General features: G+C 68.7%; 8 protein-coding genes and 1 pseudogene. All 9 read left to right on the top strand.

Annotated elements, in window-relative coordinates; genetic code table 11:
* Nucleotides 1–802 (top strand): ABC transporter ATP-binding protein (locus tag ABLI39_RS14810; protein ID WP_349414217.1); only part of this gene is annotated, 802 nt, incomplete at its 5' end.
* Nucleotides 799–1,191 carry a GntR family transcriptional regulator gene (locus ABLI39_RS14805; RefSeq protein WP_349414216.1) on the top strand — a complete coding sequence of 131 codons (393 nt, stop codon included), beginning with the start codon at nt 799–801 and terminating at the stop codon, nt 1,189–1,191. The genes ABLI39_RS14810 and ABLI39_RS14805, both read left to right, overlap by 4 nt.
* A 151-nt stretch (nt 1,192–1,342) precedes the next feature.
* Nucleotides 1,343–1,690, top strand: a pseudogene (locus tag ABLI39_RS14800) (excinuclease ABC subunit UvrA); the annotation flags it as partial.
* 140 nt (nt 1,691–1,830) lie between these two features.
* The gene (gene uvrA / locus ABLI39_RS14795) at nt 1,831–4,350 is read left to right on the top strand and encodes an excinuclease ABC subunit UvrA (protein WP_502935233.1); all 2,520 of its coding nucleotides are present in this window, start codon (nt 1,831–1,833) and stop codon (nt 4,348–4,350) included.
* A gap of 90 nt (nt 4,351–4,440) precedes the next feature.
* Nucleotides 4,441–5,178: an HAD hydrolase-like protein gene (locus ABLI39_RS14790; protein ID WP_349414215.1), complete on the top strand. Its 738-nt coding sequence runs from the start codon at nt 4,441–4,443 to the stop codon at nt 5,176–5,178.
* On the top strand, nt 5,165–5,833 hold the full coding sequence (locus ABLI39_RS14785) for a lysophospholipid acyltransferase family protein (RefSeq protein ID WP_146337651.1): 669 nt from the start codon (nt 5,165–5,167) through the stop codon (nt 5,831–5,833). Before ABLI39_RS14790 ends, ABLI39_RS14785 begins: the two co-directional genes overlap by 14 nt.
* A 74-nt stretch (nt 5,834–5,907) precedes the next feature.
* The gene (uvrC, locus tag ABLI39_RS14780; protein ID WP_349414214.1) at nt 5,908–7,917 is read left to right on the top strand and encodes an excinuclease ABC subunit UvrC; all 2,010 of its coding nucleotides are present in this window, start codon (nt 5,908–5,910) and stop codon (nt 7,915–7,917) included.
* Between the two features lie 114 nt (nt 7,918–8,031).
* Nucleotides 8,032–8,955: an RNase adapter RapZ gene (gene rapZ, locus ABLI39_RS14775; RefSeq protein ID WP_349414213.1), complete on the top strand. Its 924-nt coding sequence runs from the start codon at nt 8,032–8,034 to the stop codon at nt 8,953–8,955.
* Entirely contained in the window at nt 8,955–9,974 is a 1,020-nt protein-coding gene (locus tag ABLI39_RS14770) for a gluconeogenesis factor YvcK family protein (RefSeq protein ID WP_349414212.1), read from the top strand. Before rapZ ends, ABLI39_RS14770 begins: the two co-directional genes overlap by 1 nt.
* Nucleotides 9,975–9,979 lie beyond the last annotated feature (5 nt).

The following is a 9,979-nucleotide window of genomic DNA, read 5'->3' as shown; positions in this document are numbered from 1 at the left end:
CGCGCGGGCCGCCGCGGGCGAGCCCGCCGCCGCACCCGCGGGCCGGGTCACGTTCGAGGGCGCCACCTTCGGCTACACCCCGGGCGCCCCCGTGGTGCAGGACCTCACCTTCACCGTGGAACCGGGCCAGACCGTGGCGATCGTGGGCCACACCGGCGCCGGCAAAACCACTGTGGCCAACCTCCTGCTGCGCTTCTACGAACTGGACGCCGGGCGGATCACCGTGGACGGCGTGGACATCGCGGAACTGCCGCGCGACGGGCTGCGGGCGGCCATTGGCACCGTAATGCAGGACGCCTGGCTGTTCACCGGGAGCATCCGGGAAAACATCGAATACGGACGGCCGGGCGCCGCGGACGCGGACATCACCGCGGCGGCGCAGGCGAGCCACGTGGACCAGTTTGTCCGGGCCCTGCCGGCCGGCTACGCCACCATGCTCGGCAACGACGGCGACTCGCTCAGCCGCGGCCAGCGCCAGCTCATCTCGATCGCCAGGGCGCAACTGGCGGCCCGCAGCATCCTGATCCTCGACGAGGCCACCAGTTCGGTGGACAGCCGCACGGAAGTGCAGATCCGGCAGGCGATGGCCAGGCTGCGGCAGGGCAGGACCAGCTTCGTGATCGCCCACCGCTTGTCCACCGTCCGCGACGCTGATCTAATTCTGGTCATGGACCACGGACGGATTGTAGAACAAGGGAACCACCAGGAACTGATGGCGGGGGAGGGCCTGTACACCGGCCTCTACCGCGCCCAGTTCGCCGGCCGCGAACAATTCGACGGCGTGCTGGAGCCCGAGCTTTGACCCCGGCGGAGTCCGGCCTGGCCCGGTTTCCCGGCAGCTGGAAACCCAACACCGGCAGTTCCGTGCCGCTGTTCGAACAGCTCCGGCTGAACATCATCGAGCGGGCCGACGACGGGACGCTCGCGCCCGGCACCCGGCTGCCCGCCGTCCGCAGCCTGGCCGCCGACCTCGGCGTGGCGCCGCACACCGTGGCGCGCGCCTACAAGGAACTCGAGGCCGCCGGCGTTGTCGCGACCCGCGGCCGGAACGGCACTGTCGTGTGCGCCCGCGACGAGGCGTGGGGCTCACTCAGCGCCGCCGCCGCGAAATTTGCGGCCGCCGCCAAAGCCCAGGGCGCCAGCTTCGCGGAGGCCGTCCAGCTGCTGGCGGCGGCCTACGACCGCCAGTAGCACACCCGCGGGAGCGCGAGTACGGCTGAATGGATATTCGAAGAAGTTTTCGATTAGCATTGGAAGCGTGCCTAAAGCCGTAGCTGAAGAACCAGCCGTCGAAGTCCAGCCTGCCGCCGCTCCGGTGAAGTCCGGAAAAGCGCCCGGCCCCCTGTCCTCCCGTTCGGCGTCGTCGGGCGCCGAGATTGTCCGTCCCGACCTGTCCCGGCTCGTGGTGAAGGGCGCGCGCGAACACAACCTGCGCAACGTCGATCTCGACCTGCCCCGCGATGCGATGATCGTCTTCACGGGACTTTCCGGCTCCGGCAAGTCCTCGCTGGCCTTCGACACGATCTTTGCCGAGGGGCAGCGGCGCTACGTGGAATCACTCTCCGCCTACGCCCGCCAGTTCCTTGGCCAGGTGGACAAGCCCGACGTCGATTTCATCGAGGGCCTCTCGCCCGCCGTGTCGATCGACCAGAAGTCCACCAGCAAGAACCCGCGCTCCACCGTGGGCACGATCACCGAGATCTACGACTACATGCGCCTGCTCTGGGCCCGGGTAGGGCGCCCGCACTGCCCGGTCTGCGGCGAACCCGTCACCAAGCAGACGCCGCAGCAAATCGTCGACCAGTTGCNATCACCGAGATCTACGACTACATGCGCCTGCTCTGGGCCCGGGTAGGGCGCCCGCACTGCCCGGTCTGCGGCGAACCCGTCACCAAGCAGACGCCGCAGCAAATCGTCGACCAGTTGCTGGAACTGCCCGAGGGCACCCGGTTCCAGGTGCTGGCCCCGGTGGTCCGCGGCCGCAAGGGCGAATTCGTCGAACTGTTCAAGGAGCTCACCGCCAAGGGCTACTCGCGGGCCCGGGTGGACGACAAACTGGTCCAACTGAGCGAGCCGCCCAAGCTGGGCAAGCAGTTCAAACACACCATCGAGGTGGTGGTGGACCGCCTGGTCGTGAAGGACGGCATCAGCCAGCGCCTCACCGACTCGGTGGAGACCGCCCTGGGCCTGGCCGAGGGCCGTGTCCTGGCCGAATTCGTCGACCTCGAGGCGGACGACCCGGAACGGATCCGGGCGTTCTCGGAGCACCTCGCCTGCCCCAACGAGCACCCCCTCGCGATCGACGAGATCGAACCCCGCTCGTTCTCCTTCAACAACCCGTTCGGCGCCTGCTCCGCGTGCAGCGGCATCGGCACCAAACTCGAGGTCGACGAGGAACTCCTCATCCCCAACCCCGAGCTCTCCCTCGCCGAAGGCGCCATCGCACCCTGGTCGCTCGGCACCGCCACCACCGAATACTGGAACCGGCTCCTCGGCGGCCTTGCCAAGGAACTCGGCTTCAAGATGACCACTCCGTGGGAGAAGCTCTCCGCCGAGGCACGGCAGACCGTGCTGCACGGCAAGGACCACAAGGTGGTGGTGCAGTACCGCAACCGCTTCGGCCGGGAACGCAAATACAGCACCGGCTTCGAAGGCGTCGTCCAGTACGTGCACCGCAAGCACACCGAAACGGACTCCGACTCGGCGAGGGACCGCTACGAGGAGTACATGCGGCAGGTCCCGTGCCCGGCCTGCAACGGCGCCCGGCTGAACCCGGCGTCGCTGTCGGTCCTGATCAACGGCAAGTCCATTGCCGAGGTCGCCGCGCTGCCGATGCGCGAGTGCGCGCACTTCCTGGACAGCCTGGTCCTCACCGGCCGCGAGGCGCAGATCGCCCACCAGGTGCTCAAGGAAATCCAGGCGCGGCTGACCTTCCTGCTCGACGTCGGCCTGGAATACCTGAACCTGGAACGGCCCTCCGGCACCCTGTCCGGCGGGGAGGCGCAGCGCATCCGCCTGGCCACCCAGATCGGCTCCGGCCTCGTCGGTGTGCTCTACGTCCTCGATGAGCCCTCGATCGGCCTGCACCAGCGCGACAACCGGCGCCTGATTGAAACCCTCACCCGGCTCAGGGACCTCGGCAACACCCTGATCGTGGTCGAGCACGACGAGGACACCATCCACGAGGCGGACTGGGTGGTGGACATCGGACCCGGCGCCGGCGAGCACGGCGGCAAGGTGGTGCACTCCGGGTCCTACCAGGACCTGCTGAAGAACACCGAATCCCTGACCGGGGACTACCTCTCCGGCCGGAAGTCCATCGAAGTGCCGAAGAAGCGGCGCAAGTACGACAAGAAACGCGAACTAAAGGTCGTCGGCGCCAAGGAAAACAACCTGCTCAACGTCGATGCAGCCTTCCCGCTGGGCCTGTTCACGGCCGTGACCGGCGTGAGCGGCTCCGGCAAGTCCACCCTGGTCAACGAGATTCTCTACAAGGTGCTCGCCACCAAGCTCAACGGCGCCAAGCAGGTCGCCGGACGGCACAAGGCCGTGCAGGGCCTCGAACACCTGGACAAGGTGGTGCACGTGGACCAGAGCCCCATCGGCCGCACCCCGCGCTCCAACCCCGCCACCTACACGGGCGTATTCGACCACATCCGCAAACTCTTCGCCGAGACCACCGAGGCGAAGGTTCGCGGCTATATGCCCGGCAGGTTCTCCTTCAATGTCAAGGGCGGCCGCTGCGAGGCCTGCTCCGGCGACGGCACGCTGAAGATCGAGATGAACTTCCTGCCGGACGTGTACGTGCCCTGCGAGGTTTGCCACGGCGCGCGCTACAACCGCGAAACGCTCGAGGTGCACTACAAGGGCAAGACCATTGCGGACGTGCTGAACATGCCGATCGAGGAGGGCGCCGAGTTCTTCGCCGCCTTCTCGCCGATCGCCCGGCACCTCAAGACGCTCGTCGACGTCGGCCTCGGCTACGTGCGGCTGGGCCAGCCCGCCACCACGCTCTCCGGCGGCGAGGCCCAGCGCGTGAAGCTGGCCGCGGAGCTGCAGAAGCGCTCCAACGGCCGCAGCGTCTACGTCCTCGACGAACCGACCACCGGCCTGCACTTCGAGGACATCCGCAAGCTGCTCATGGTCCTGCAGGGCCTGGTCGAAAAGGGCAACACCGTGATCACGATCGAGCACAACCTCGACGTCATCAAGAGCGCCGACTGGATCGTGGACCTCGGGCCCGACGGCGGTTCCGGCGGCGGCCGGATCGTCGCCTCGGGCACGCCGGAGCAGGTGGCGAAGTCCAAGGACAGCCACACCGCAGCGTTCCTCGCCGACATCCTGGGCTGACGCGGAGCGGATGGCGGACGCATGCCCTGATCTATTCCTGACGGGGCATGAAAGTTTCTGCCATCCGCGCCGGCGTGAGAAACTACTCCGGTGACGCCTACAACCGTGCCTGTGATCTTTGACCTCGACGGCACTCTTGTCGATCCGGCCGGGGGGATCACGGACGGGATCGCGGCAGCCCTGACCGAACTCGGCCTGCCGGTTCCGGCCAAGGACCGGCTGGACGCCATGATCGGGCCGAAACTGGGCCATTCCCTGCGGGAGATCGCCGGGGTCCCGCCCGAACAACTCGAAGACGCCATCCGCATCTACCGCCGGCACTATCTGGCCACCGGCATCGCCCGGAGCAGGCTCTACCCGGGAATCCGGGCGCTGCTTGAGGCCCTGGTCGGGGCCGGCCGACCTGTCGCCGTCGCCACCCAGAAGCCCGAAGGCATGGCCCGCACCGTCCTCGAGCAGCACGGGATCGCCGGACTGTTCCACACCATCCGCGGCTCTGCCGCCGACGAGACGGCTGCGCCCGGCGCCCAGTCCGGGAAGGCGTCCATTGTGGCCGCGGCGCTGGCGGATCTCACCGCCCGGCACGGCCAGGATGCCCGGCGTGCAGTGATGGTGGGGGACCGGTACCAGGACGTCGCCGGGGCGGCTGCCAACGGACTCGCCTGCATCGGCGTAGGCTGGGGTTTTGCGCCCGACGGCGAACTGCACGCGGCCGGCGCCGTCGAGGTTGTCCACACCACGCTGGCGCTCCACGCCACGATCACCAGACTCTCCGAATGCCCGGGGACCGAAGCCCTGAATGAGGTGCACACCATTGGCAATGTTTGACGCGATCCGCTGGACCACCCGCGGGCTCATTTCCTCGACCTGCCGTCCCACTGTGATCGGCCTCGAGAATGTGCCCAAGGAGGGCCCCTTCATCGTGGCGCCGAACCACCTCTCCTTCCTGGACAGCGTGATCGTGCAGGCCCTGATGCCGCGGCCGGTGGCGTTCTTCGCCAAAGCGGAATACTTCACCACGGGCGGCGCCAAGGGCCGGATGATGAAGTCCTTCTTCGAGGCCGTGGGCTCCATCCCGGTGGAACGCGGCGAACAGGCAGCCAGCGTCCAGGCGCTGAAGACCCTCCTGGACATCCTCGATGCCGGCAAGGGCGTCGGCATCTACCCGGAGGGCACCCGCTCCCGCGACGGCATCCTCTACCGCGGCCGCACCGGCGTCGGCTGGCTCGCCCTCACCACCGGCGCGCCGGTGATCCCGGTCGGCCTGATCGGCACCGAGAACCTGCAGCCGGCGGACAGCAACAAGGTCAAGCCGCAGCACTTCACCATGAAGGTGGGCGAGCCGCTCTACTTCGACAAGACCGGGCCGGACCACTCCCTCCCGGCGCGGCGCCAGGTCACGGACCGCATCATGGATGCGATCGCGGAACTGAGCGGGCAGCAGCGGGCCACCACCTACAACCAGAGCAAGAGCGTCGACTGATCAGCGCATCCGGAGCCGGGCCACGCCCGGGCCGTCCCTCCGCCCCGGTCCGGCCGGCTCAGTAGAATAGACCAGTGGCAAATCCAGCTAGTTACCGGCCCCAGACCGGGGAGATCCCGACCAACCCGGGTGTGTACCGCTTCCGCGACCCGCACGGCCGGGTCATTTACGTGGGCAAGGCCAAGAACCTCCGCTCCCGGCTGAACTCCTACTTCGCCAACCCCGCCGGCCTGCTGCCCAAGACCCACGCCATGGTCCACACCGCCAGCAGCGTCGAATGGACCGTGGTGGGCAGCGAGCTGGAATCGCTGCAGCTCGAGTACACCTGGATCAAGGAATTCAAGCCGCGGTTCAACGTGATGTTCCGCGACGACAAGTCCTACCCCTACCTGGCCGTCACGATGGGGGAGAAGTACCCCCGGGTGCAGGTGCTGCGCGGCGAACGGCGCAAGGGGACCCGGTATTTCGGCCCCTACACGGCCGGCGCCATCCGCGACACCATGGACACCCTGCTGCGCGTCTTCCCGGTCCGCAGCTGCAGCCCCGGGGTGCTCAAACGCGCCGAAGCGAGCGGACGGCCCTGCCTGCTCGGCTACATCGACAAATGCGCGGCACCCTGCGTGGGCCGCATCTCGGCCGAGGACCACCGGGCCCTGGCGGAGGATTTCTGCGCCTTTATGGGCGGCGAAGCCAAACGGTTCGTGTCCCGGCTGGAGAAGGACATGGCCGCCGCCGTCGCCGAACTGGACTATGAACGCGCAGCCCGGGTCCGGGACGACATCATCGCGCTGAAGAAGGTCTTTGAACGCAATGCCGTGGTCCTCGCCGAGGACACCGACGCGGACGTGTTCGCGCTGTACGAGGACGAACTCGAGGCGGCGGTCCAGGTCTTCCACGTGCGGGGCGGGCGGATCCGCGGCCAGCGAGGCTGGGTGGTGGAGAAGGTCGAGGATTCCACCACCCCGGACCTCGTGGAACACCTGCTCCAGCAGGTCTACGGCGACGAAGCCGCCAGCCAGGGCCGGCTGCCCCGCGAGGTACTGGTCCCGGCCGAGCCGAGCAATGCCGCCGAGCTCGCCCAGTGGCTGGGCGGGCTGCGCGGCGCCCGGGTGGACATCCGCGTGCCGCAGCGCGGCGACAAGGCCGCCCTGCTCTCCACCGTGCGGGACAACGCCGAACACGCACTCAAGCTGCACAAGTCCCGCCGCGCCGGCGACCTGACCATGCGTTCCCAAGCGCTACAGGAACTCCAGGAGGCCCTGGATCTGCCGGTGGCGCTGCTGCGGATCGAATGCTTCGACATCTCGCACGTGCAGGGCACCAACGTCGTAGGATCGATGGTGGTGGTCGAGGACGGCCTGCCCAAGAAGTCCGACTACCGGAAGTTCTCGGTCACCGGGGACGCCGCAAACGACGACACCGCCGCGATGCACGACGTCCTGACCCGCCGGTTCCGGAACTACCTGCAGGAACAATCAGACAAAGCAGGCCCCGGCGCCGCGCCCCTGGCTGCCGCCCAGGCCGCCGCCGTGGCCGACACGCCGGTCGAGGACACCACAACGCCGGCGCCCCGGACGAAGTTCGCCTACCCGCCCAACCTCGTCGTCGTCGACGGCGGCAAGCCCCAGGTCAACGCCGCGGCCCGTGCCCTGGCCGAGCTCGGCATCGAGGACGTCTACGTCGTCGGACTCGCCAAACGGCTCGAGGAGGTCTGGCTGCCGGACAGCGACTTCCCGGTCATCCTGCCGCGCGCCTCGGCCGGCCTGTACCTGCTGCAGCGCATCCGCGACGAGGCGCACCGCTTCGCCATCACCTTCCACCGGCAGAAGCGCGGCAAGGCCATGACCGTCTCCGCGCTCGACGGCGTCCCCGGCCTGGGCGACTCCAAGCGCAAGGCGCTGCTGAACCAGTTCGGCTCGGTCAAGAGCATCCGCGCCGCCAGCATCGAGGAGCTGACCGCAGCCAAGGGGATCGGCCCGGCCCTGGCCGGCGCGATCGTACGGCACTTTAGCGAGGATTCCGGCGCGGACGGGCCGGTTGCGCCGGCCATCAACATGACGACCGGCGAAATCCTCGAAACTTAGCTAGCGCCGGCAATCTTGGCTAGGGTAAGGAGCTGAGGTACGACGCGGCCGGCAGCCAGCTGCCCCGCGCGGCGGCCTCATGGCAGAGCAAACAGCAGAGATGGGGCAGCACTGATGGCAGAGTCAACGGCAGGATCCGGCGTGGAGGCGGACGGATTGACCCCCGTCAAGCCGGCAGAGGCGGAGCTGCTCGTGGTGACCGGGATGTCGGGTGCGGGCCGCAGCACCGCCTCGGACGCCCTCGAGGACCATGGCTGGTACGTCGTGGAAAACCTGCCGCCGCAAATGCTGGGAACGCTCGCTGAGCTCGTCTCGCACGCCCCGCGCTCCATCTCCAAGCTCGCCGTCGTGGTCGATGTCCGCAGCAAGGACCTGTTCGCCGACATCCGCACCGCCCTGCGCAACCTCGAAGCCAGCGGCGTCACCTTCCGGGTGCTGTTCCTGGATGCCAGCGACGACGTGCTGGTGCGCCGCTTCGAACAGGGCCGGCGGCCGCACCCGCTGCAGGGCGGCGGCCGGATCCTGGACGGCATTGCCGCGGAACGCGAGCTGCTGCACGAGCTGCGCGAATCCGCGGACATCGTCCTGGACACCTCTCCGCTCAACGTCCACGGCCTCGCGACCGCCATCACCGAACTGTTCAGCGAAACCGGCCCGGTGGCGCTGCGCCTGAACGTCATGAGCTTCGGCTTCAAGTACGGGCTGCCCGTGGACGCCAACTTCGTGGCCGACGCCCGCTTCATTCCGAACCCGCACTGGGTGCCGCAGCTGCGCCCGCACACGGGGCTGGACAAGGACGTCAGCGACTACGTGCTCGAAGCGGAGGGCGTCAGTAACTTCGTGGAACGCTATGTGCTGGCGCTCGAACCGGTTCTGGACGGCTACCGGCGCGAAAACAAGCACTACGCGACCATCGCCGTCGGCTGCACCGGCGGGAAGCACCGTTCGGTTGCCGTGGCCGTTGAACTCTCGCGCCGGCTGGCGCAGTACCCCAGGGTCACCGTCACCACCACCCACCGGGATCTGGGCCGCGAGTAATGGCACTTCTGACCGGGCCGCTGCCCCTGGTACCGGCCGCCAGCGCGGCCTTCGCCGGCCAGCAGGACAAAGGCCCCTCCGTGGTCGCCCTGGGCGGCGGCCACGGCCTCTCCGCCTCCCTGTCGGCACTGCGCCTGCTCAGTTCGGAGCTGACGGCCATCGTCACGGTCGCCGACGACGGCGGATCCTCCGGCCGGCTGCGCGAGGAATACGGCGTCCTGCCGCCGGGGGATCTGCGGATGGCACTGTCCGCGCTGTGCGACGACACCGACTGGGGCCGGACCTGGCGCGACGTTATGCAGCACCGCTTCGAACCCGGCAAGGGCCGGGGCGGTTCCCTCGACGAGCACGCCATGGGCAACCTGCTGATCGTCACGCTGTGGGAACTGCTGGGGGACACCGTTGCCGGCCTGCAGTGGGCCGGGGCGCTCCTCGGCGCCCGCGGCCAGGTCCTGCCCATGTCCACCACTCCGCTCACCATCGAGGGCGAAGCACGGGTCGAGCTGCCCGACGGCAGCTCCGTGCTGGAAACGCTGACCGGGCAGGCCCGGTGCGCCGTCGCCGGCAGGCTCGAGTCCGTCCGGCTGCTGCCCGAGGCGGCCCCCGCCTGCATCGAGGCGCTGACCGCGATCGAGCTCGCGGACTGGGTGGTCCTGGGCCCCGGCTCCTGGTACACCTCCGTCCTGCCGCACCTGCTGCTGCCGGAGATGCGCGACGCGCTGTGCAGCACCGAGGCGCGGCGCTGCCTCACGATGAACCTTGCCACGGACACCCGGGAGACCCGCGGGATGTCCGCCGCCGACCACCTGCGGGTGCTGCGGGAGTACGCGCCGGAGTTCACCGTCGACGTCGTCCTGGCCGACCCCGCCTCGGTGCCGGACCTCCCGGACTTCGAACGGGCCGCCGGAATGCTCGGCGCGGAGGTGGTCTTGGGTAAAGTAGGGGCGTCGAGCCGCCGGCCGATCCACGACCCGCTGCGTCTGGCAACGGCGTACCACGACATTTTCGGGAACAGGTAGGGAAA

Source organism: Pseudarthrobacter sp. B907 (assembly GCF_040137805.1).
In the GTDB taxonomy this organism is placed as follows: Bacteria; Actinomycetota; Actinomycetes; order Actinomycetales; family Micrococcaceae; genus Arthrobacter.
The sequence above is the reverse complement of the archived record's forward strand: the minus strand, read 5'-3'. Positions and strand labels throughout refer to the sequence as shown.